The sequence below is a fragment of the Mycobacterium sp. PDNC021 genome (assembly GCF_048282635.1).
Taxonomy (GTDB): Bacteria; Actinomycetota; Actinomycetes; order Mycobacteriales; family Mycobacteriaceae; genus Mycobacterium; species Mycobacterium llatzerense.
Window position 1 is genome coordinate 2,704,227 of record NZ_CP182502.1, and the last position, 23,200, is coordinate 2,727,426.

The window sequence follows — 23,200 nt, forward strand, 5'->3', positions numbered from 1 at the left end:
GCCGAGCAGCTGCTTAGCATCTGGGCATGGCGTTGGCGCCGTCGCGCGGTGGGGCACAGAGAATGACGATCGGTGCGACGCCGATCGAGAACGGACAGTGACGGTATGGCATCGGAGCGAAGGATCGCTGGACCCGAGTCGAAGAACCGCGGGGCTCTGCTGGATGCCGCCGAGGCGCTGATGCTTGATGAGGGCTACGCAGCGGTGACCTCCCGGCGGGTTGCCGAACGGGCTGGTCTGAAGCCACAACTGGTCCATTATTACTTCCGGACCATGGACGACCTGTTCTTGGCCGCATTCAGGCGCAGGATTGAGAGTGGGTTGACGGCTCAGTCACGGATCCAGCTAGCGCCGAACCCGCTGCGAGCGCTGTGGGCGTTTCTCACCGAGAACCGTGAAAGTGCGCTGATAGTGGAATATGTGACCCTGGCCAATCATCGAAAAGACCTTCGGCCGGAGATCGCCAGTGCCGCGCAGCAGTTCCTGGAAGGGCAGGCGGAGTTGGTCGGATCCGTCCTGGCGCGGAGCGGCATCGATGCTGACGAGTTGCCCCCGATCGTCGTGGTCTCCTTGATCGTCGGGACGTCGCAGCTGGTGGCGCTGGAAGCTTCACTCGGGTTGTCCGTCGGCCATGACGAGATCGGCGAGTACTTCGACCGGCAACTCCGCAAATTCGACGGGGTAGCCGACAGCTAACGCGTGCCGTGGAGGTACGGAGATTCGAAAACTTGGTCCTGCGGCGGGAACTGGCCGGTGATTTGAGCGTTTCCTGCGAAGACCCTGTGAGTGCATCGTAAGTTTGCGTCATGCCGACAGCAATGCCGATCGAGTTCTGCCGCCTGGCGGATCTCCAGCTGGCCGACGACCCGATCAACCCCGAGTGGATCCTTGCGGGCACGCCCACAGCGCGGTGCGCTTGGTGGTCATCTGGCACCGACGGAATCGCCGACAACTATGTGTGGGAATGCACGGCAGGGACGTTCCGCTGGTTCTTCCTGTGTGACGAAACGGTCCACGTCATCTCCGGCGCTGTCGAGGTGGAGGGCGACGGCGTTGTCCCGACCTATCTGGCAGCAGGCGATGCCGCCCTGTTTCGAGCCGGAACCTGGGCCACCTGGACGGTGCAGGATCATGTGCGCAAACATGCGGTGATCGCGCCACGACTGCCCGGGTCATTGCGCGTGCAGCTGCGCTACGGACGACGGGCCAAGCTCGTGGTCCGTCGTCTTCTCGGACGTGAGGCAGCAGGGGCAAGTCTGACGTCCATCGGCAACGTTTGAATCATCGGCAGCACCCGGCGCCCGCGGCGTGGCCCCGAAAACCCTAATTCCCGGGAACCGCGGTGCCTGCGGCGTCCCTATCGGTGCCGTGTTTCGGTTTCTTCGCCGCGATGCGCACCGCCTGCGCCTCGCTGCGGCGTTCATCGATGAGGCGGCCGAACTCGCGAGACAGTACCGGCCGGTCGGTCAGCAGTCGTTGGATCTCGTCATGCTCGATCTGTAGCAGGGTGACCTCGTCCAGGGCGCTTACGTAGGCCAGGTTGGCCTGGTGGGTGAAGGCGGCAACTCCCAACAGCGCACCCTTGTCGAGGGTGCGGACGCCTGCGATCGACCCATCGGGTGTGGCCACCGCCAGTCGGACGTGTCCGGACACGATCACCGAGACGGTGGCGGGGATGTCACCGGGCGTGTGGATGAGTTCGCCGGTGCCGTACCGGATCAGGCGTGCGTAGGGCGCCACCGCTTGTTGGTCGGCCTTGTTCAGCCGGAGGGCGGGCGCCGCGACCGATTCGAGTGCCGCTTCGACGCGTTTGTCGGTCGAGTAGTCGTCGCCGACACCGTCGAGATGAAGTTTGTCGCGGCGCGCGGCGTACCAGGCCCAGCGCAGGAACGTAGCCTGTACCGCGTCGTCGTCCCCGGGGGATTTCAAGCCGATGGTGGTGCGGTACTTGTGGTCGCCGATGGGCACGGTGGCGGGCTCGACGATGTCGCCACGGTTCGGCAGGGCGGCGGCGATCCGGGTGAGCGTCGCGCATACCTGGTCGGGCGCATCCGTCGCGCCGAATGTGGTGGTGATCGTGATGTGCGAGGTGGCCAGCCGGCTCAGGTTGGTGAACGACGTGCCGGCCAGCACCGAGTTGGGGGTGATCTGTATACCGGTGCCGGACTCGATGTGGACGGCGCGCCAGTTGACCTCCACGACGCGGCCCCGGGCCGCGGCCGTGTCGAGCCAGTCGCCCATCCGGAACGGCTGCTCGAACAACATGAACAGGCCGGACACGATCTGGCCGACGGAGTGCTGCAGCATCAGGCCGAGGACCACGGAGCTGACGCCGACCGCGGTGAAGACGCCCTTGATGTTGCTGCCCCAGATGTACCGGGAGATCACCGCCAAGCCGAGGATGATCAGCACCATCCGGGCCACGTCGAGGAATATGCGGGGGATGCGGCTGCGCCACGAGGTCTCCGGGGCGTTCGCGAACACGGTGTTGCTCAGGCCGGACAGCACCAGCAGCAGCACCAGGAAAACCAGTACCGTTGCCACGATCCGGATGGGCACGTCGCGGGCGGGCACGACGGCGACCTTGAGCATCAGCAACAGGACAGCGATCACCGGCAGCACATAGGTACGCAGCAGTCCGACGGGCCCGGCCAGCGGACTGTGCCGGCGGATCAGGGACCGGCGCCACTCGGTCAGGACGATCAGGCCGACCGGCAGTCCGATCGCTATTGCCGCGACCCACACGAACCATGACGCACCGGAGGAATACACGCTTACCGCCGCCCCGCGAGCCGCCAGATCGGCTCCTCGATATCGCCGACGGTCAGCTGGCCGGCCGGGGTGAACCGGTGGGTGTCGTGCACGGCGTCGTGCACTCGCGCGGTGATGTAGATCCCGGGTTCGGCGCCGCCGGCCTGGACCTGATAGGCCAAATCGACTGCGCTGCCCCACATGTCGTACATCATCGTGGTGCCGCCCACCAGGCCGCTGGTGACGGTGCCGGTATCGATACCCGCCCGGAAACCCAGCTGCAGGTTGTCCTCGTCATTGAAGCGGGCCACGATGCGCTGCAATTCGATGGCGAAGTTGACGGTGCGCTCGACGTTGTCCAGCCGAGGCACGTTCAATCCGCAGCTGGCCGTGTAGCCGTTGCGCAGGATTCGCACCGGTTCGACCCCGCTGCGTTCGGCGGCGTCGTCGAATTGGCGCACCAATTCGTTGACCACGGTGAGAAATTCGTCGGCAGGCAGTTCGTTGGACAGGGCGTCGAGGCCGTCGATATCGGCGAAGAGCACCGCCACGTCCTGGTGGTTCTCGCTGATCGTCTCCTCGCCACTGCGGTACCGCTCGACGATCGATTCGGGCATCAGCGAACGCAGCAACTGTGCGTTCTCCCGGCGTTCGCGGCGCAGCAGATCGTCCTTGATGCCGAGCAGGCGACTCATGTCGTTGAACGTCTTGGTCAGATCGCCGAACTCGTCCCGGGTCCGCACGGGAATCATCGCGTCGTAGTCGCCGCGGCTGACCTTTTGGGCGCCGGCCTCCAGGCGACGGATGGGCCGCACGAACAGCTGCGCCAGCGCCATCGCGGCCAGGCAGTCCAAGATGACGATCGCGGTCACCGCCACGCCCATGGTCCTGGTGAAGACGCGTTCGGGCGCGAAGGCTTCGGCGGTGTCGATCTTGGCCACGATCGACCAGCTCACGTCGGGCCCGACGGTCATCGGTGCATACGACTGCAGCGTTTCCTTGCCCAGGTAGTCGGTGGTGATCACCACCCCGGATTGGCCGCGCTGCGTCGCGCGGGTCGCAGGGCCACCGACGGGCTGCAGCAGCGTCGTGCCGCCGAGGCGGACCGCCCGCTGCGCCAGCTCGGCCGGCGTTCCGGCCGCCGTGACATCGCGCTGATAGGTCTGCGGATTCTCCTCGAACAGGCGCGAATTCGAGCGCATGAGGTCGTCGGTCCCGGCGAGATAGGTTTCGCCGGTGGCCCCCAGACCGTTCGCCTGCCACTTGCCGTTGAACGTCATCAGCTCGTTCAGCCCGCTGATCGGGAACTGCAGCGCCACCACTCCCACCGTGCGACCCGCGGCCACGACCGGCGCTGCCATCCACGCGGTGGGGTGGTCGCCGGCCGGGTGATAGGTCTGATAGTCGGTGACAGCGACGTACCCCACGCGGTCGGCGCCCATGGCTTTCGCGTAGGCCTCATGCAGGTTGCCCTGCTGGTATGGACCGGACAGCACGTTCGTCCCGAGGTCCGCGCGTTTCTTGGCCGAGTACACGACATTGCCCGACGAGTCGATCAAGAGGGCGTCGCCGTAGCCGAACAGCCGCACGATCTCTTGGAAGAACGCGTTGTAGCGGCTGGCGGCGGCGCCCCAGGCGCTGGGGTCGGGTGGGGGTGGCGGTCCATTGGGCCGCGCGGCGGCGACGGTGTACCGGGCCTGCAGATACCTGGCCGCGTTGGACGACGGCAACAGCACGTCGAGGTTGAGCTTGGCGCCTGTCGCACGTTCGACGGGGTCGATCAGATCCTGGTTGTAGTAGTTGACGATGGCCTGTTGCTCGGCAGGATCGATTGTGGCATTGGCCAATTCGTTGAACCCGGCGGCGAAGGCCTGCACGGCTTCGGCCATCGCCGGTCCGCTCGTGTAGATGAGCAGAGCATTCTTCAAGTTGGCGATCTGGATGAGGAACTGTCGAGACTGGGTCTCCCGGACCTGCGTGAGCCGGTCGAAAGCGGCGTTGCGCAGCGAGGCCTGTCCCGTCTGGTACCCGATGAACCCGACCACGGCGGCCGACACGATGCTGGCCCCCAATAGCATCGCGATGAGCTTCGACTGGATGCTGAACCGGCCGCGCACTCGCCGCGGCCGGACCTCGGACGGTGTGTCACCCGAGGCTGCCGTCACGACCTCATCGTGATCCTCCAGTGGAGGGTTGACCATCGGGCCTCCTGTCGTCGGCAGCAAGTACATCACGACCTTCGGCGCTCACTGGCCGGTTATCGCAGGTACCTGCTGAAAAATCATGCAATATATGGCCTTTCGGCATAGCCTTTGCCGCCATGCGGGACGGTGATCAGTGAACCGCGAGGTCATCCTCGCGATCCAGAGCTGGTCCGAGATCAAGGCCGATTTCGGTGTCAACTGGCTGGTCTACCTGTCCATGCCCTTCGTCGCCGCTTTCGTGGGATGGAGCACGAAGATCGTGGCGCTCGAGATGCTGTACCGGCCCTTGGACTACAAGGGCATCGGTCCGTTCGGCTGGCAGGGCATCGTGCCGCGGCGGGCCGGCAAGGTCGGCTCCAAGACCATCGAGTTGCTGACCGCGAACCTGCTCAAACCCGACGAACTACTGAGCCGGGTCGATGCCGACGAGCTGGTGGCGGCATTGCGGGTGCCGCTGACCCGAGCGGTCGACGAGATGTCGCGCGAGCTTGCCGAACAACTCCGGCCCGGGTTGTGGGACGCGCTGCCCGACGCCGCGCGCCAGGCCATTTCGGCCCGGGTTCAGGCGCAAACGCCCCGCATCGTGGCACACATGCTCGGGGAGATCAGTTCCGACCTGAACCGCTATCTGGATTTCCAGTTCATCGCGGTGACCACCCTGGTGCGCAACAAGGAGAAACTCGTCAGGTTGATGCGTAGCGTCGCCGACGATGCGATGGCGTTCATGCGTCGTAGTGGCATCTACTTCGGGCTCGGCATCGGCTGCGTGCAGATGGTTGCGTGGGGTCTGTTCCGCAATCCGTGGATCATGCCGGCCTTCGGATTCGGGATCGGCTCGGTCAGTGACTACATCGCGCTGAACATGCTGTTCCGCCCGGTCTATCGGAAGAAGTATCTCGGGCTGTTTCCGTTTCGGGGGCTGCTGCACGACCAGCGCGACAAGATCACCCGCGACTACGCCAAGATCCTGGCCCAGGATCTCTTCTCGCCCGACATCCTGTTCGACGCCGTGCTGACCGGGCCGGGTGCGGACAAGCTGTTCGCGTTGGCGGCCAAGGAGATTCAGGCCGCCATCGACAGCCAGCTCGGCGCCGCCGTCCCGTTCGTGAAGTTGGTGGTCGGTGGGCAGCGGTACAACGCGCTCAAAGACACCGTGGTGGACACCGTGCTCGCTCGATTGCCTGAAACGCTTGCGCTGGCGGAGGTTTACGCCAAGGACATGATGGACCTGGAGAACATCATCGTCGACAAGATGAGTCAGCTCACCAACGAAGAATACGAGTCGATTCTGCGCCCGATCTTCAAGGACGACGAGAAACTGGTGATCGCCGTCGGTGCGATGCTGGGCGGAATCGTCGGTGAAATCCAGGTCCAGATCATGGAGTTGTTCGGCCGCGACGTGCAGAGCCCCGTTGCGCTGCACGACGTCGTGGGGGTCGTCCTGCACCGGTGACCGGTAGGTCGGTCAGCGCACCAGGCGGGCTGCGACCTGGGCGTAGATTTCGCCCAGTTTGTGGGGATCGCGGTGGGTGCGCGAGGGGAACCACCGGCAGACGTCGACGCACAGCGACGAGATCGCCATGACGACGTCATCGAGGTTGTCGACGTGGAATTCGCCTGTCGCCATGCCGGTTTCGATGATGTTGGCGATCACCGCGGTGACCTGGTGCCGCAGTGGCGCGATGGTGCGGTAGTGGGCCGGGGTCAGGCCGTGCAGCTCGTATTGCACGACCCTGGCCTGCTTGCTGTTTTCCGCATGCCAGGTGGCGAAGGCCGCGACGACCGTGTGGAAGCGCTCGGCGCACGGCGCGGTGGGGTCATCGGTGGCACGCAGGGTCGCCAGCAGGCTGCCGTGTCCTTCCAGCGCGATGGCGTAGAGCAGCTCTTCCTTCGAGCGGTAATGCGGGTACATCGCCGTCGCGCTCATGTTGAGGCGTTTGGCGATCTGGCGGGTGGAGGTGCCCCCGTAGCCGGACTCGGCGAATGCCTCGATGGCCGCGCGCCGGATGCGTTCGGCGGCGGCCGAATCGGTGGTCCGGTCGGTCTTCATGTGCACGTGATCGTACACACAGTTGACACATGCCAGGGTGATAGGCGATATTAGCAATCGCTTAGGAAATGAGCGACTGCTAATGTCTGGCTGCATTGGAAGGTAGAACCCAGTGACTGATTTCATGTCTCGGCGCGACCTGGACTTCTTGCTGTACGAGTGGCTCGATGTTGTCGAGCTCACCAAGCACGAGCACTTCGCGGAGCATTCCCGGGATACCTTCGACGCCGTCCTCGACCTCAGCGCCGACATCGCGACCAAGCGCTTCGCGCCACACAACAAGAAGGCCGACCACAACCCGCCGTTCGTCGACGAAAGCGGCAAGGTCGTGCTGATCGACGAGATCAAGCAGGCGCTGGACGACTTCAACGGGGCGGGCCTGATGGCCAGCTCGTTCGACGAGCGCGTCGGCGGCATGCAGCTGCCCAACGTGGTCACACAGTCCTCGGCAGCGTTCTTCCGGGCCGCGAACCCCAGCACCTTCTCGTACGCGTTCCTGACCGTCGGCAACGCCAACCTGCTGACCGAGTACGGCAGCGAAGAGCAGATCGACACCTGGGTCCGCCCGATGCTTGAGGGCCGGTACTTCGGCACCATGTGCCTCTCGGAGCCCGACGCCGGCTCGTCGCTCGCCGACATCAGCTCCAAGGCCACCAAGTCGGCCGACGGCACCTACCGGGTCACCGGCACCAAGATGTGGATCACCGGTGGCGACCACGAGCTGGCCGAGAACATCGTGCACCTGGTCCTGGCCAAGGTCCCGGGCGGCGGCCCCGGCGTCAAGGGCATCTCGCTGTTCGTCGTGCCGAAGTTCCTGACCGACGGCACCCGCAACGACGTCGCGCTGGTCAGTCTCAACCACAAGATGGGCAACCACGGCACCACCAACGCGCTGCTGAACTTCGGTGACGGCAGCCACCAGCCCACCGACGAGCCCGGCGCTGTCGGCTACCTCGTGGGCGAGGAGCACCGCGGCCTGGCCTACATGTTCCACATGATGAACGAAGCCCGCGTCGCGGTCGGCTCCATGGCAACCGCCATCGGCTACGCCGGTTACCTCACGTCGCTGGAGTACGCCAAGGTGCGCACGCAGGGTCGTCCCGTCGGTGACAAGGACCCGTCGCGCGCGCAGGTCGCGATCATCGAGCACGCCGACGTCAAGCGCATGCTGTTGGCTCAGAAGTCTTATGTGGAAGGCGCCTTGGCGCTGGGGCTGTACTGCGCGCGGCTCGTCGACGAGATGCGGATCTTCACCGGCGCCGAACTCGACGAGGCCAACCTGATGCTCGAGGTGCTCACCCCGATCGCCAAGAGCTGGCCGTCGCAGTGGTGCCTGGAAGCCAACAACCTCGGCATCCAGATTCATGGCGGCTACGGCTACACCACCGAATACGACGTCGAGCAGCAGTACCGCGACAACCGCCTGAACGCCATTCACGAAGGCACCCACGGCATCCACGGCATCGACTTGCTCGGCCGCAAGGTCGTCATGCAGGACGGCGCCGGCCTGAAGCTGCTGCAGCGGCGGATCGGTGAAACCGTCCAGACCGCATTGCAGTCGGAGGCCACTGCCACCTACGCGCGGGATCTGCAGGCTCAGATCGAGCGCCTGGTGGAGGTGACCGCCACTGTGTGGGCCGCCGGCGACGCGGAGACCACCCTGGCGAACTCGACTGCCTACCTGGAGGCCGCCGGCCACATCGTGATGGCCTGGATCTGGCTCGAGCAGCTGAACGCTGTCGGCGGCAACACCGGCAACTTCTACGACGGGAAACGTGCTGCGGCGCAGTACTTCTTCCGCTACGAGCTGCCCAAGGTGACGACCCAGCTGGACCTGCTCGCCAGCCTGGACCGCACCACCGTCGACGCACAGGTCGACTGGTTCTGATCAGCTAGCCGCACCCGGAAGTAGACGTCGGACCCGAGGTTTTCTCGGGTCCGACGCTCATTTCTGCGGTGGGATGGCGCCGGGGCCCATGCGAAGCGGGCGCATCGGTTGCAGGGCGGGCGCGACGCGGGCGGGGCCGTCCTCGGCGTTGCGCCAGATGCCCATGGCGGTCATGCGCACCGGCGCGGTGAGCTGTTCGAAGGCCATGCGGCTCATCGGGCCGCACACCGACACTGCGGCTACGGCTTCCCCTTGATTCCCGATAGGTGCTGCAACGCAACCGAATCCAGGCACCGACTCTTCGCGGTCGATGGCGACGCCGTGGGCGCGGACCTTGGCGAGCTCGGCATCCAGCTGGGCGCGGTTGGCGATGGAGTACTTGGTCTTGCGGCTCATGAGGTCGACCTGGGCGTCCTGGCTGTAGGCCAGGATGGCCTTGCCGACGGCGGTACAGTGCGCCGGCTGTCGGCCGCCAACTCGCGAGGGCACCGAGGTGATCAGCGCGTTGCCGACCTTCTCCAGATAGACGACGTCGCTGCCGTCGAGCACGGCGAGGTGGACGACCAGGCCGGTGGCGCGGTGCAGTTGATGAAGCAGGGGCATTGCGGCGCGATGCATCCGGTCTTGGTGCACGGCCAGCGAGCCGAGTTCGACGAGGCGCATGCCCAATTCGTAGTCGCGGCCATTGCGGCGCAGGAATCGCAGCTGGACCAGGCGTTCCAGCATGCGATGCGCGGAGGAACGGGGCAGGCCGGTGCGGCGCACGATCTGCGCCAGGGTCAGGCGGCCGGTCCCATCGAACGCGTCGAGGATCAAGCACACCCGATCGAGCACAGCACCGGGGGTGGTCGATTCGAGTTCGGAAATCACAGAGGCCTCCACATTGTCGCCGTTGACCGGGGGTATATGACTGTTAGTAATATAGCGATTAGAAACACGATGCGGTAGGCACTGTTAGCTACATCACCCAGCCGGATTGCAGGCACGCCACGAGGCGGCAAGTCTCCTTCGAGACAAACGAATTGAGCCCCAACGGAATTGGGGGAGTGGAATACGGCCGCCGGTTACGGCATGACTGGTGGCGTTCCCCAGAAGTCGTTGAGCGGCACGGCGTAAGCGTCGTTGTTGGTCAGCGGTGCCAGCTCCAGTGCGTCCTCGATGGTGCGCAGCAGGCTGTAGTGATTGGCATAGCTGGTGTCGGTGAAGTTGCCCGACCGCATCCCGGCGCTGACTGCGCCGGGGGACGGGATCACCACGGTGACAACACGATTGCCGCCGTTGCCGAAGCCCAGTGACAGATTGTCGGTGTCTTCGTCGAATGTGACGACGATGGCCGACTTCTGCGTCGGGTCATTCCACACCGCCGAATTCAGAATGGTCGGGATGGTCTGCTGCGCGAACTGGTCGGCCGCCTTGACGTTGTACTGGTGGTTGGTGAGCAGCGCGCCGATGTAGTTGAGATAGCCGCCGGGGAAGTCGAGCGGCCCTTCGCCGTTGTTGGCCTCGTTCGCCGCGAACCACGCGAAATTCGGCGTGGTGGCCGACGACGAGAGGTCGGTCGCCAGCTGGGTCAGCGGGTGCAGGTGCGCGGCGGCGCGAGCCTGGTCGTTGAAGATGTCGCGGTACGCCAGGAACGGGAGCTGGTCGGGCGCGTAATCGCTCGTCGAGACGTAGGGCCCGGCCGCGGACATGCCCTGCGCATACCCGGCCCACGTCTTGCCGGCCGATTCGATTCTGTCGGCGAGGTTTGTGGCATCGATGCAGTTGGTCGCGCAGTTGTAGCTGAGACCGAAGTCCGAGCCGCCGAGGATCGGGTAGTAGTTCGGGTCGCTCGGGTGGGTCAGCGCGTAGTAGTCGGTCGCGACGCCATAGGTGTTGATCAGGCTGTTGAGGTACGGCGCGTTGGGGCTGCCGACGATGTCCTTGTAGCCCTTGTTCTCCAGATAGACCATGAACACGTGGTCGAGCGCGCCCACCGTCGATGCCGGCGGCGTGGGCGGCGGAGGTGTCGGGAGCGCGGCTCCCACGGTGAACGACAGATCGTCGGCGAATGCGTTGTTGTATCCGCCGGTGAACGGGTTCGAGTCCTTGAGTGTCACGACCACCTGCGCTGTGCGCGTACCGACGGGGATGGTCCCTTCGGTACTGCGCTGGAGCAGTCCGGTCTGCAACCAGCGCTCCAGGGGACCGACAGGCGCCACTTTCCCGACACCCAGCTGCGTTCCGGTGGCGTCCAGGAACGTGACCTTGATCGACGCCGCCGAGGGATCGATCATGGCGCCGCCCAGGAACCCACTCAGCTTGAACGGCGTCGTGCCGGCATCGATGCCCGATGCGGCGCCGCTGAGATCGACTGTCTGGGTCAACGTGGAGGTCGCGACATTGCCGCCGCCGAAAAACTGCGTGTCGCCCGGGGTGGGCCGATCGCTGGGGAAGTTGAAGATGGCGGGGAGTGTCGGCCCGGGTGTCGGCAGGCCCAGCGGGATCTGGCGCACGGTGCCGTACTTGATGACCGTCGGCGTACCGGTGACGGTCCAGCCGGGGATGGACACCGTACTGCCGCCGGACAGCGATGGATCACCGAGCTCTGCGCTGGGATTGGTCAGGAGATTCGGGCTGGTCACGTTCCAGGCCGAAACCACATGGGGTGGCAGGAGATTCGTCTCGATCTGCTTGCGGACCCAGGCGAGCACCGTCCACAGGACCGGCGAATTTGCCGGCACGTTCGACGGCAGGGTCGATACCAGCGGCCTCAGCGCGATACTGATGAGTTGTTTTGCCGCGGTGACGATCTGGCCGATTGCGCCGGTCGCGGTCGGGGCGGACACGGTGGGGGTGACGAGTGCCGCCGACGGTGTCGCCGCCGCGGTACGGGCTACTGATGCGGTGGTCGGCACGGCCGCCGTGGCGACGATCGATGGTGCCGGGGAATGGTCGACCGTGGCGGCGGTGGGTTGCGGCTGACCGATTTTCTTTGTGGCGCTGACGGATTCGCCGGCCGCGGGCGTCGAGGTCGACGCGGTCTTCGTGGCGCCGCCGGCGTGCGCATTGAGGTTCGCGCTACGGTGACGGTTGGTTGCGTCGCTGCTCTTGTTGGACTGCGGCTTGGGCTTGTGGGCAGAGGGCGGCGCCGAGTCGTCTGATGGCGATGCGGGTGTGGCGTCGGGCTGTGCCGCTGTCGCCGGGGTGGGCGTGTGTTTGGGAGCCGGCTTGCTGGGGCCCGCCGCATCCGTGGCATGCGAAGTGTCCGACGCCGTCGATGAGGGTTCGGCGTAGGCGATTCCTTGCCCAGTCGTGAGCGATATGCCGACCCCGAGAAACACTGCCAGGGCTCCGACCCGACCGATGTACCGTGAGCAACCCATGGTCGTTCCCTTCGCCCGTCCGCTGTTGGCCGTCCGCGGTAACGGTAGAAAGAATTGACGGCGGAGTTAGCATTTCCGCCTGGGATGCAGCTAGGAGTATTCGTACAGTTCCCTGCGACTTGCTGGTTGCGGCAGGGGTGCCGATAGCCCTATGCGGGCCGCCACCCTGTCAGGGTGGCGGCCGCGACCGTGGTGCTAGATGCGAATGAATGCGCTGCCTTGTGCGTCCCACACGCCCCAGGCGCCGAGGTCAGGGTCCCAGACGGCCTGCATACCGGCGGCCCAGTCGGGCAGTGCCGGTGCCGGCGGAGTGCCCATCGGCGGCACGACCGGCACAACCACCCACGCGGGCGCAGCTGTGAACGGGATGCGGTCCTGCGGCAGCGGCCCACCGTGCCCGGGAGGCGGCAGGTAGCCGTGGCCCGCCGACAGCGGATTACCAGGTGCACCGACGTTTACGCCGGGTCCGGCAACGCCTGGGGTGGGAAACGGCGGTGTCGGTATGGGACCGACTGGGTCGGCGTAGGCGAGACCAGCTCCGACGCCCAGTCCTGCCAGGCCCAGCGCGCTCGTCGCGACTGCACGCGCTGCGATCTTCTTCAAGGTCATGAGTTGAACTCCTTGCGTGTGCTCGTGATGTGAAGGAATCGTTCCTCCGCGCAGTTCTGCGGCAGAACAAATTCCACGACCCCCGCAGCACGGATACCCACGTGCGGGACCGCGAAACACGCAATGTGGAGAGTTAAGGATTCAGTCGACGGCGGCGCGACACCGGACGCCCGTGGTCGGACAGGTCAGGCCACGGCGGGCGCCGCAGGATCGCCAGGCAGCCGATCACGGCAGCCGCCAGGCCGGTGATGACGCCGACCAGCGCGATCCGGTCCGCGTCCACCGCAGGCACCCACACCGTCCCGGTATCGCGGATGACGAAGACGCCGAGCGGTTTTGCCGATGTGCTCGTGCCGGTGTGGTTGACCTTGGCGACGGGGATGACGGTCGCTCCGTCGGGCGTGTGGTACGGCTCGGCGAAGGCGCGGCCGGCCGCGTCGTCGGAGAACTGGTCGAGAAAAGCTTCCGGATTCTGCAACCTGGCCTCCGCATGAGTCGAGCGTGGATGGTCGCCAGCGTAAGTCGATTGCCCTGGTATGTGCCAGACCTTCGCGGCTACGACCGTTCGGCGCGCCTGTTCAGCTGCCGGATATGCCCGCAGAGCACGGTGGCGAACGCGCACCACAGGGGATAGAGCGTCAATGGTGCAGCCCGTCCGCCGATGGCGTCGACAGCCCGCCGCGTCAGGTCGGCGCTGCTCACCGTGAGCGCCGCGCTGACGGCGGTCGCGGTGCCGAAGCGACGACGATTGAAGAACAACCAGGACCACGCAGCGTTGAGTACGAGATTCAGTGCGAGTCCGTTCCGGTAGGCACGACGCTCGATGTCGCGGCCGGTTGCACCCAATTCGTCGATCGCGGCGGCGGACACGACGGCGATGTCTGTGTAGAGCGCGGGCCAGACCACAGGGAACACTTCACGAGGCGGTTGATAGGCGGGCTTGCGCAGCTGCGCATACCAACTCGATCGGACTGCCGGCGCTGTCGCCGCACCGCCGATTGCCGCGGTAGCGACGGTTGCGGCTGCGGTTATCAGCAGGGTGGTGATACGCATGAAGTCCCTTCCCTGGGTGCGTCAAAAACTCGATGGCACTGGCCATTTGGTGTGCCCACGTTCGATGCTGCCATAAACCGATGTACCACTACCGTTTTCGCCGCGTAGACGTGGTGATGCGGTGGCTGTCGTGACCGTTGCGCGGGCCGAATGCTGGGGAATTCGTATGGATTGTGTATTGCGCGGATATGAATATGACGGCGGAAGCCTGCCACTGATGGTGGCAGACGCGAATCGTTGGCCTGAATTGTGTCGAAGTCAGCGTTGCTGAGCGGAAATTCGATTCTGCTTAAGATGTTCTCTATAAACAGATTGGGTATGAATATCGACTCATTTTCGATTAGCTGACGTATTCAAATGTTAACGCCTTGGTTTCGAATGTTATCGAAAGTAGACAAATTGGTGCGGCGCCCGATTGGGTTAATGTCGGCAGCTGTCAGTAGTTCCACGAAGAGGAGATGTGCGAATGTCAAAGCAGCACAAGACGCGTCATCATGCGGGCGTCGCATTGGTTGCGCTCGCGCTGATGGGTGCGGGCGTTGGATTCAGCTCCGCCGTTGCCGGCGCGCAGCCACCGCCACCGCCCGGCCCAGGCATCCTGCCCCCGGGCCCCGGTGTACCGCCGCCCGGTGGTCCCGGTCTCGCGCCTCCGGGACCGGGCGTTCCGCCGCCGCCGGGCGGTCCGCTCCTGCCGCCTCCGCCATTCTGAGTCGGCTCTGAGTCGGCGTAGTGATTCGACCGTCCGGCACGTAACCCGGTTGTCGCTGATGTGGACCGGGATACGGCCGGGCGGTCGGCCCGTTTCCACGGGCTCGGGTCACCCGTGATTGCCGATTGCGTGATAGCGCCGGAGCGCTTCGGCGCGTTCCTCGCCGTGATCGACGATCGGCTCCGGGTAGCCCGGCGGGCGTGGTCCTGATTTGAGGTGGGCATCGGCCACGTCGGCCAATTCGGGAACCCAGCGGCGGACATAGGCACCGGTGGGGTCGAATTTCTGGCCCTGCGCTGTCGGATTGAACACCCGGAAGTACGGAGCGGCATCGGTGCCGGTGCCCGCGCACCATTGCCAGCCATGCTGATTGTTGGCGATGTCGGCGTCGACCAGCTGCTCCATGAACCAGCGGGCACCCCACTGCCACGGCAGGTGCAGATCCTTGACCAGAAAGGACGCGGTGATCATCCGCACCCGGTTGGGCATGAAGCCGGTCTCGCGCAATTGCCGCATGCCGGCGTCGACGAACGGGAACCCGGTCCGGCCGGCCTTCCAGGCGTCGAAGAGCCGCTCGGCTGCGTCGTCGGTGTCGGTTTCGATGGCGTCGTAGTCACGGTTCCAGTTGCGCCAGGCGCTGTCCGGCCAGTGGTGCAGCACCGCGGCATAGAAGTCACGAAAAGCGAGCTGGCGCAAGTAAGCAACGTGACTGGCGTGGTGCAGGTCGAGGCCGTCGACCATGGTGCGTGGGTGGATCGTGCCGAACTTCAGGTGCACCGACAGGTGGCTGGTCCCGTCGGCGCCGGGTAGGTCACGCTGTTCGGTGTAGTCGTCCAAACCCGCGTCGATGAATTGTCGCCACCGGTGCAGGGCCGCCTCCTCGCCGGCAGCGAAGCAGGGCGGCACCTTGGGGTCCGGGATGTCGGCAGGTTTGGCTGCTGTGCCAGCCAGACTGTTCGGATCGATCCACTGTGCCGATTGAGGACCGGTGCGGGCCGGCTGCCGCCAACCGTGCTCACGCCAGCGTCGGAAGAACGGCGTGAATACCCGGTAGGGGCTGTCGTCGTCTTTGGTGACGCGTCCGGGCGAGACCAGGTACGGGGAGCCGGTCGCGACCAGTGGGACGCTGCCGAGCGCCTCCTGGACCCGCTCGTCACGGCGCTCGCCGAACGGGGTGAAGTCCGACGAGACGTGCACGGCACTCGCATCGATCTCTTTGGCGATCAGCGGAATTCGCTCTTCTGGGCGTCCACGGGTGATCAGCAGCCGGCCGTCCAGCTCTGCTTGCAGATGTCTCAGGCAGTTGCCCAGGAACTGCAGCCGGCGCACACTCGATGACGCCTCAAGCTGCGGATCGAGCACGAAGCAGGCGAGCACCTCGCTGTTCTGGTCGACCGCTGCCGATAGGGCCGGTAGGTCGCTGAGCCTGAGGTCTCGGCGAAACCAGAGCAGGGAAGGCACGGCTCCATACTTGCCGACCACGAGGCTCTGGCGCCAGGTGGTGCGTCGCGGTTGACCACGCTGGGCGGAGTCCAACACTGGGGAATTCATATGGATTCTGTATTCCGCCGATATGAATCTGGCGACGGCAATGCGGCGGCGCCGGTCTGCCGGCGTCGATACCGGCCGCCGTCAGACAGCGTCGAGTTGGCCGATCGAAAACTGAAATCTGTTCTTGTGCAATATGTTCAAAGCTTTGTTGGCGAGATGCATGCTTGCTTTGCTGTGCCATCTGTGACGGTTTCTGTTGCTACTTCGGCAAATTCGGCCGTTAAGCGCACCCAACCACGTTCAGGTTATCGTCTGCGCCTGTCAGGTTGTTCCACAACGAGGAGATGGTCCGCATGAGCATGCAGTGCAAGGCGCGTCGTCGGGCCGGCGTGGTGCTGGCAGCCGTCGGGTTGATAGCCGTCGGAGCGGGATTGGGTGCGGCGGTTGCGGCTATCTTGATTCAGCAGGCCACCGAACCGGCCGCCGAGTACACGGTCGGACCGTCGGCGGAGCGGACCCGGACACAGCCGGGCGGTTGACCTCCAGCTCTGGGTGCCGGCCTGCACCGCAGCGGCGTAAAAGGCGTTGGCCCAACCCATCCGGCCCAGCGTGACAGTCCAGAACGCGGCGGTGGCCACCAGCAATGCAGCGAGAGCCGGCCGCGCCCAACGTGGGTCTGCCGCAGGCGGGGACACCGAAGTGGCCGACTCGCCATCGGGTTGCCGCGCGGGTCGCGCGGTGAGGTTCTGCAACATGCTTCTCATGGTTCGTGAGTTGCCTGGGTTCGTCGTTGGTCGAGTCTGGGCGGCAGCTATGACCGCGGGCCGTGCGGCGCGGGCAATGTCACCGTGAACGCCGATCCATTCGCGTCGGTCTGCACGGTGATCGTGCCGGCGTGTGCTTTGGCCACGGCTTGCGCGATAGCCAAGCCCAGCCCCGTGCTCCCGGCCGCCCTGGAACGGGATTCGTCTCCGCGCGCGAAGCGTTCGAAGATCTCCGGTAGCACGTCGGGTGCAATACCCGGTCCGTCGTCGGTCACTGTCAATGACACCGGCCCGTCGGCGGCGCCGGCCAGTGCGGTGATCACCGTGGTACCGGCAGGGGTGTGGACTCGGGCGTTCGACAGCAGATTGGTCAGCACCTGATGCAACCGTGCCCGGTCGCCGACGACGACAACCGGGTGATCCGGCAGGTCCAAGGCCCACCGGTGTTCGGGTCCGGCCATGTGAGCGTCGCTCACTGCGTCGATCACCATCTGGGACAGGTCGACTTCGTCGTACTCCAAGGGCCGGCCGGCGTCCAGCCTGGCCAGCAGCAGCATGTCCTCAACCAGTTGACTCATCCGCCGGGACTCGGCGTGTACTCGGTTCATTGCGTAGACCAGGTCGTTGCGCAACGCATCGTCCGCGTCGTGCGGTAGTCCGGTGACCAATCGGCGGGCCACCTCGGTGTACCCCTGGATGGAGGCCAGCGGTGTCCGCAATTCGTGGCTGGCGTCGGCGACGAATTGCCGTACCCGGGTCTCGCTTGCGTGGCGGGTGGCCAACCCGTCGGCCACTCGGTCGACCATGCTGTTGAGGGCGGTGCCCAGCCGGCCCACCTCGGTATGAGCGGTGTCGGCGTCGACAGGTTCGATCTGGGACGGAAGTTGTACGTCACCTTCGTGCAGCGGAAGTCCGGCAACGTGGTGTGCCGCTTCGGACATCCGTGACAGCGGGACGAGTTCGCGGCGAATCATCACAGTGCCCGCGGCAATCGCCGCCGCCAGCGCCAGCGCGGAAAACCCACCGATCATCCAGGTGACGGATCGGAGAGTCTGTTGCACCCCAGACAGCGGCAGGCCCGACACCACGACCTCGTTGTGGGACGGCTGCGCAACGAGCCGGTAGGGACCCAGGCCATCGAGGTCGACGCTGGCGGGGCGTCCTTGGGGAACTCGTTCCAGCTGTGTCAATGCCGCTGAGCTGACCGGTCGGCGGTCGCCACTGGTCAAGATGACCGCCGCTTGGCTCTGACCGGGCTGCGAGATGATCGCGCCCACAGTGCCCGCCGATTGGCCGGGGCCATCGAGGAACATCGGCCCGGGACCGGAGAACCGCAGGAATGGTGGCGGTCCGAACTCGAAGAACGCAATGGACCGGGATTGGGCATCGAGAACCTGGTTGTCGAGTTGGCCGATGAGGAAGTGCCGCAACGCAATCAGAGTGCCGGCACCGACAGCGGCGCACAGCCCCGCGCCGAGCACCGCCACCACGACAATCAAGCGGCTCCGCAACGTCCAGGTGCGCGGTGCATACTTCCGGCTACATCGCGAGCGTGGGGGCGGGTCTGCCATCACGATGTCACTGGGGTTTGAGGACATAGCCGATCCCGCGGACCGTGTGGATCATGGGTGCGCGGTCGGCATCGATCTTCTTGCGTAGGTAGGAGATGTACAGCTCGACCACATTTGAGCGGCCCTCGAAGTCCCAGTCCCATACGGCGTGCAGGATCTGGGTCTTGGTCAGCACCCGCCGAGGGTTGTTCATCATCAGCCGAAGCACTTCGAATTCGGTTGCGGTCAAATTGATTTCGGCGCCCGCTCTGGTTACTTCGCGGCTGTCTTCGTCCAATACCAGATCGCCGACGACCAGTTGCGCGCTGTCGGCTACAACGCCGACGCCGGAGCGGCGGACCAGTGCTCGCATCCGCAGGACCATTTCCTCGACGTTGAACGGCTTGGTGACGTAATCGTCTCCGCCCGCTGACAATCCGGCGATGCGGTCTTCGATGGTGTCTTTGGCGGTGAGTAGCAGTACTGGTAGTTCGGGCCGGATCCGGTGCAATTCGTGGAGCACATCGAGCCCACTCATGTCAGGCAGCATGATGTCGAGCACCACGATGTCGGGCTTCTCGGCGGCGGCTTTCTTGATGGCCGACGCACCGTCGCGGGCGGCGGTGACCTGCCAGCCCTCGTATCGCAACACCATGGCTACCAGGTCGCCGAGCGCCGGTTCGTCGTCGACCACGAGGACCTCGATCGGGCTGCCGTCGTGGCGAGTGATCGGGGCGGGAGCTGCAGGAGCCGTCGTCTGTGGCCGACGGACCGCGGCATAGGCATCTGGGGCTTCTTGCATCGCGCCATTGTTGCCAACCCGTTTAGCGACGATCTGTGGTTGGCCTATGGAGAACCTATGAAGCAGGTGTTCCCGCTGGTAAGCGCTGTATTTCGGGTGATCCCGGCGGGCTGAATCCGGGGCCGCCCGGGAGTCCCGATGGGGGTGGTCCAAACCTTGGTGGGGGCCCAGGCGGGCCGCCGATGCCGCCGGCAGTCACATCGAGACCGAGGGCAGTGGCGCAGACGGCTGCGGCGATCGCCAGCGCTACCCAATCGGACTGTTGGAGCTTGATGCGGGCAGCGGTGAGTTGTCCAGTTCCGCCGCGAGCAGCGATCGCGTCGCCCATTTCGTCGGCGCGGCGCAACAACATCGCGGTGACGGTGGCAATCAGGTCGACACCGTCACGGATACGTTGTCGTACTCTTCGCGTCCCTCGTAGTCGTGGTCTTGGCCGCAAGGTGCGGGCGGCGTTTACGACCCTGAATTCGTCGATCAGCATGGGAAACGACCGCAGTGCCAAGCTCAGGGTGACCGCGAGATCGTCGACGGGGATAGCCAGGCGGCGCAGAGGACGGCCCAGTGTCGCCAGTGCTGGCGCGACGTCGGCAACGTCGGTGGTCCAGGACAGCACCGCACCTGAGAGCAGCAGGACGATGGTCAGAGCCGATAGTTGCAGGAACTGCAGCAGGCCACCGAGTCCCACATGCAGGCCGGCGATGACGACGAACGGGGCCCCGCCTGCGGATGTCAGGAACACGGCGCCGATCAAGACGACCGCCCACACCGGCGGCGGTACGGAGGGGAAGGCGCTACGCGGGATGCGTGCCAGCGAGATCGCGGCCAGGTCCAGGACGCCGACCGCGGCGATCGGCACCGGGCTCGGATCGATGGCGAGCATCACCGAGACGGCGACGATGATGATGATCTTGGTGCCCGCCCACAACGAGTGGACCGGACTGGTGCCCGGGACGGGACGCAGCAATACCAACGGCCTCGGCCCTCGATGCCTGACTGCTTCACGGGGTGTCACGACGATGCTCCCGTCGAAGGGGAGATCGGGGTCTGGACCACGCCGTTGTGCAGGCGCAGGACACGTGGGCACAATTGATCCAGGCCGAGGAAATCGTGCGAGATCATGATGATCGTCAGTCCGGTGTCGCGGCGCAGGTCGGTCAGCAGCTGCACCAACCCGCGTGCGCTGGCAGCGTCCAGACCGGCCAGGGGTTCGTCGAGGATCAGCACCCGTGGCTTTCGGGCCAGCAGGCCCGCAAGCACGAGCCTGCGCTGCTGTCCGCCGGAGAGCTGATCGACGCGCCGCCGCGCGAGCGCGGCGTCCAGGCCGACGCTGGCCACCACGGCCACCACACGATCCGTGTCATCGACATCGAATCCTGCCGCGGATGCGATTTCGCAATCGACCCGCGACCTCATGAGTTGCAGGCGGGCGGCCTGGAAAGCGACGGCGACCGCACCGACCTGCTGGGCGGTGGGTTTGCCATCGAACAGGGCCGATCCCACGGAGGGCGTGGTCAGGCCGGCCATGATCCACGCCAGCGTCGACTTGCCGGACCCGTTGCCTCCGTGGATCAATACGCCGTCACCCTCGTACACGGTGAGGTTGATGTCGCAGAGGGTGGTGTGCGCCCACGGTGTGCCGGCGGCGTATTGGTGGCTGACACCATCGAGCCGCAGCACGGGTAGCCCGGGCAGTCTCGTCACCGCGGGGAGGCCGGCCGCCGCCGGGACCGAAGCTGGTGCCGGCACGGTGGGCACCACGGCGGTGTTGTCCCCGGTTTCGGACAGGCTGATGACCCGGTCGGCGCTCTCGGCTTCGTCGCGGTAATGCGTGATCTCCACGACCGACATCTGCTGGTGTGCGGTCAGGCCGTCCACCACCGCCAGCAGGGCCGCACGGCCCTCGGGGTCGACCATGGACGTGATTTCGTCGGCGATCAACAGTTTCGGTGAGCGGGCCAGAGCGGCGGCCACGGCCAGGCGCTGCAGTTCACCTCCGGACAACCCATCGGTCGCCCGCTCGCGCATCCCGGCCAGCCCCACCCGGTGCAGGATTGCATCGACGTCGACCGGCGTGTCCGTGGGCAGGCCCCAGACGACGTCGTCGGCGACCCGCATTCCGAGCACCTGTGTTTCCGGGTGCTGCAGCACCACGGCCGTGCCTCCGATGCGGCCCAGGCCGACCCCACCGGGGCGGCGCACGGTGCCGGCAGTGGGTTCGGCGCCGGCGAGGATGCGACCCAGTGTGCTCTTGCCGGACCCGTTGCAGCCGACCACGGCCACACGTTCACCGACATCGACGGTGAGGTTGGTCGGAGCCAAGGCGTTGTGTTGGGCGCCGGGATACCGGAAGCTGGCGTCGTCCATGTGGACGGGCAGCGGGGCGGTCACGGCCCCGGCCAGGTCGGCCGGTGGCGGGTCGAATTTGTGGACGTCGGGGATACCGCCGAGGCGGCGCAGAACACCCGACATGATCCACCAGCCGATGATCGACACGATCGTCACGATGCCCGCCAGCCAGCCGGTTAGCAGCAGCGGCCAGACGCTGAACCCGGCCAGGGTGAGGTGTGCCAGGCCGTCGCCGAGGCCACGTAGGGCGGGGATCGCGCGTAGAGCGGCGGCCAGTCCGTTCATGGTCGCATCCAGTGCGCTGAAGACCAGCACTCGCAACGGGGCCAGCACCAGCAACACACCCGATGTGACGGCCCCGAGGACCGCGCCGGCGGCGACACCGGCGACGGCGACGGCGACGATGCCGCCGCCTCGGCGTTTGACGATGCCGGCCAGCCCTCCGATGTAGGCGCAGGACAGCACGGTGACAGCGCCGGGCACACCAATGATGAGGAATGCGATCGTCGCGCTGGCGGTGGCGGCGGTGACCAGTACCCGCAGCCGGTGTCGATAGGCCAGCAGCCCGACCGGCACCGTGGCGACGAACGCCAGGAATCCTGTCACCGGGACGACGGCCGCCGAGATCGCCAATCCGGCCGACGCCGCCGCGACTACCGAGGCATGCGCCATCTCCCCGGGGAGCAGGCCGGAGCGGCCCCCGGTGCGCGCCGGGCTAACCACGAGTGTCCGCGCTCATGTCGACCGGGCGTGTGGCACGGAGCCACGCCAGCGGATTCAGTGCGCGGTACGGGTCGGCGGCCCGGATTTCCAGCAGATCGGCAATGCTGGCTTCCAGCGCTTCCTGGGTCGTCTCCTTGACCGTGGCGATCCACGTCTCATCGGAGACGCCGGCGGGTTTGGTGGTGGTGATCGGGGCACCGAACCGCAGGTACATGCGCTGCGGGCGCGGGATCAGAGTGGGACCGATCCCTCGCATCAGCGGCATCGGCATGTTCGGACGGCCGGTGATCTTCTCGCTGATCGTCATACTGAGCCGCCCCAGCGTGCTATCTCGGGTGAACAGATGCTCGTACATATCGTCGCCGCCGACCAGAGCCACGGGCACGATCGGGTAGCCGCCGATAATGGCTTCGCGGGCAAAGCCCGCGCGGCCTCTCCAATTGATGGTGTTCTCTTCACCTTTGAACTTGGCGATCTCCCGACCGCCGCCGGGAAACACCAGAATCGTGTCGTTGTTCCGCATCAATTCCTGGGCGTTTTCCGGAGATCCGACGACAGCGCCGACCGCGGCGATCACATCGCCCATCGGGCCGCGCATCTTGCCCAGCCCCCGCTCAGCCAGCGGCCGCACCCGCGTCCCGATGCCACGCCGCACGAAGTGCAGGATCAGCGGTACCTCCACACCGCCCTGAGTGTGGTTGGCCACCAACAGAAATCGGCCGTCAGCGGGCAGATTCTCGAGCCCGTCTAGGTAGGGGCGCAGTAGGTCCACGATTGGTTCGGCGGCATCGCTGGCCGACCCCAGAACCCGGCGCAGCGTCTGTACCCGAGCCGGTTGCTCGACCATCTCTTCGGGGGTGTGGTGCTCTGTCATGACGATGTGCTCCGATCCGTG

At 65.7% G+C, this 23,200-nt stretch carries 20 protein-coding genes; 6 read left to right on the top strand and 14 right to left on the bottom strand.

Annotated elements, in window-relative coordinates; genetic code table 11:
- Positions 1–105: 105 nt before the first annotated feature.
- On the top strand, positions 106–696 hold the full coding sequence (locus tag ACNO8X_RS12795) for a TetR/AcrR family transcriptional regulator (RefSeq protein ID WP_418005581.1): 591 nt from the start codon (positions 106–108) through the stop codon (positions 694–696).
- A gap of 110 nt (positions 697–806) precedes the next feature.
- Positions 807–1,280, top strand: coding sequence for a cupin domain-containing protein (locus tag ACNO8X_RS12800; protein ID WP_418005582.1), 474 nt, complete (start codon positions 807–809; stop codon positions 1,278–1,280).
- 43 nt (positions 1,281–1,323) lie between these two features.
- Here ACNO8X_RS12800 and ACNO8X_RS12805 read toward each other — a convergent pair whose 3' ends face one another.
- Both ACNO8X_RS12805 and ACNO8X_RS12810 read right to left on the bottom strand, forming a co-directional pair.
- Positions 1,324–2,772, bottom strand: coding sequence for a mechanosensitive ion channel domain-containing protein (locus ACNO8X_RS12805; RefSeq protein WP_418005583.1), 1,449 nt, complete (start codon positions 2,770–2,772; stop codon positions 1,324–1,326).
- A gap of 2 nt (positions 2,773–2,774) precedes the next feature.
- Entirely contained in the window at positions 2,775–4,952 is a 2,178-nt protein-coding gene (locus tag ACNO8X_RS12810) for an adenylate/guanylate cyclase domain-containing protein (protein WP_418005584.1), read from the bottom strand.
- A 136-nt stretch (positions 4,953–5,088) separates the two neighbouring features.
- Here ACNO8X_RS12810 and ACNO8X_RS12815 point away from each other — a divergent pair, with 136 nt between their 5' ends.
- Positions 5,089–6,408, top strand: a complete 1,320-nt coding sequence (locus ACNO8X_RS12815) for a DUF445 domain-containing protein (RefSeq protein ID WP_418005585.1) — start codon at positions 5,089–5,091, stop codon at positions 6,406–6,408.
- Between the two features lie 12 nt (positions 6,409–6,420).
- On the opposite strand, the gene ACNO8X_RS12820 is transcribed toward ACNO8X_RS12815, so the two are convergent.
- Entirely contained in the window at positions 6,421–7,005 is a 585-nt protein-coding gene (locus tag ACNO8X_RS12820) for a TetR/AcrR family transcriptional regulator (RefSeq protein WP_043395314.1), read from the bottom strand.
- 124 nt (positions 7,006–7,129) lie between these two features.
- On the opposite strand from ACNO8X_RS12820, the gene ACNO8X_RS12825 reads away from it, so the two are divergent.
- A complete protein-coding gene (locus ACNO8X_RS12825; protein WP_418005878.1) occupies positions 7,130–8,893 on the top strand; it encodes an acyl-CoA dehydrogenase in 1,764 nt (587 codons plus the stop codon).
- Positions 8,894–8,950: 57 nt separating this feature from the next.
- Here the strand turns inward: ACNO8X_RS12825 and ACNO8X_RS12830 are convergent, their stop codons facing one another.
- From ACNO8X_RS12830 to ACNO8X_RS12850, 5 genes are all read right to left on the bottom strand, one after another.
- Positions 8,951–9,763 (bottom strand): IclR family transcriptional regulator, encoded by an 813-nt coding sequence (locus tag ACNO8X_RS12830; RefSeq protein ID WP_418005586.1) that lies wholly within the window; start codon positions 9,761–9,763, stop codon positions 8,951–8,953.
- A 194-nt stretch (positions 9,764–9,957) separates the two neighbouring features.
- A complete protein-coding gene (locus ACNO8X_RS12835; protein WP_418005587.1) occupies positions 9,958–12,258 on the bottom strand; it encodes an alkaline phosphatase family protein in 2,301 nt (766 codons plus the stop codon).
- Positions 12,259–12,453: 195 nt separating this feature from the next.
- Positions 12,454–12,867 (bottom strand): hypothetical protein, encoded by a 414-nt coding sequence (locus ACNO8X_RS12840; protein ID WP_418005588.1) that lies wholly within the window; start codon positions 12,865–12,867, stop codon positions 12,454–12,456.
- Between the two features lie 133 nt (positions 12,868–13,000).
- Positions 13,001–13,345, bottom strand: coding sequence for a hypothetical protein (locus tag ACNO8X_RS12845; protein WP_418005589.1), 345 nt, complete (start codon positions 13,343–13,345; stop codon positions 13,001–13,003).
- 77 nt (positions 13,346–13,422) lie between these two features.
- Positions 13,423–13,920, bottom strand: coding sequence for a TspO/MBR family protein (locus ACNO8X_RS12850; RefSeq protein ID WP_418005590.1), 498 nt, complete (start codon positions 13,918–13,920; stop codon positions 13,423–13,425).
- A gap of 466 nt (positions 13,921–14,386) precedes the next feature.
- Between ACNO8X_RS12850 and ACNO8X_RS12855 the strand changes: the two genes are divergently transcribed.
- On the top strand, positions 14,387–14,629 hold the full coding sequence (locus ACNO8X_RS12855; protein WP_418005591.1) for a hypothetical protein: 243 nt from the start codon (positions 14,387–14,389) through the stop codon (positions 14,627–14,629).
- 108 nt (positions 14,630–14,737) lie between these two features.
- Here the strand turns inward: ACNO8X_RS12855 and ACNO8X_RS12860 are convergent, their stop codons facing one another.
- Positions 14,738–16,090 carry a cryptochrome/photolyase family protein gene (locus tag ACNO8X_RS12860; protein ID WP_418005592.1) on the bottom strand — a complete coding sequence of 451 codons (1,353 nt, stop codon included), beginning with the start codon at positions 16,088–16,090 and terminating at the stop codon, positions 14,738–14,740.
- Positions 16,091–16,473: 383 nt separating this feature from the next.
- Here ACNO8X_RS12860 and ACNO8X_RS12865 point away from each other — a divergent pair, with 383 nt between their 5' ends.
- Positions 16,474–16,659: a hypothetical protein gene (locus tag ACNO8X_RS12865; protein WP_418005593.1), complete on the top strand. Its 186-nt coding sequence runs from the start codon at positions 16,474–16,476 to the stop codon at positions 16,657–16,659.
- Positions 16,660–16,931: 272 nt separating this feature from the next.
- Here the strand turns inward: ACNO8X_RS12865 and ACNO8X_RS12870 are convergent, their stop codons facing one another.
- The 5 genes from ACNO8X_RS12870 to ACNO8X_RS12890 all read right to left on the bottom strand — a co-directional run bounded on the left by ACNO8X_RS12870 (position 16,932) and on the right by ACNO8X_RS12890 (position 23,179).
- Positions 16,932–18,374: an ATP-binding protein gene (locus ACNO8X_RS12870; protein WP_418005879.1), complete on the bottom strand. Its 1,443-nt coding sequence runs from the start codon at positions 18,372–18,374 to the stop codon at positions 16,932–16,934.
- An 88-nt stretch (positions 18,375–18,462) separates the two neighbouring features.
- Positions 18,463–19,164, bottom strand: a complete 702-nt coding sequence (locus tag ACNO8X_RS12875) for a response regulator transcription factor (protein ID WP_166651198.1) — start codon at positions 19,162–19,164, stop codon at positions 18,463–18,465.
- Between the two features lie 127 nt (positions 19,165–19,291).
- Entirely contained in the window at positions 19,292–20,248 is a 957-nt protein-coding gene (locus tag ACNO8X_RS12880) for an energy-coupling factor transporter transmembrane component T family protein (protein WP_418005594.1), read from the bottom strand.
- Positions 20,245–22,254: an ATP-binding cassette domain-containing protein gene (locus ACNO8X_RS12885; RefSeq protein ID WP_418005880.1), complete on the bottom strand. Its 2,010-nt coding sequence runs from the start codon at positions 22,252–22,254 to the stop codon at positions 20,245–20,247. Before ACNO8X_RS12885 ends, ACNO8X_RS12880 begins: the two co-directional genes overlap by 4 nt.
- 43 nt (positions 22,255–22,297) lie before the next feature.
- A complete protein-coding gene (locus ACNO8X_RS12890; protein WP_418005595.1) occupies positions 22,298–23,179 on the bottom strand; it encodes a lysophospholipid acyltransferase family protein in 882 nt (293 codons plus the stop codon).
- Between the last annotated feature and the right edge of the window lie 21 nt (positions 23,180–23,200).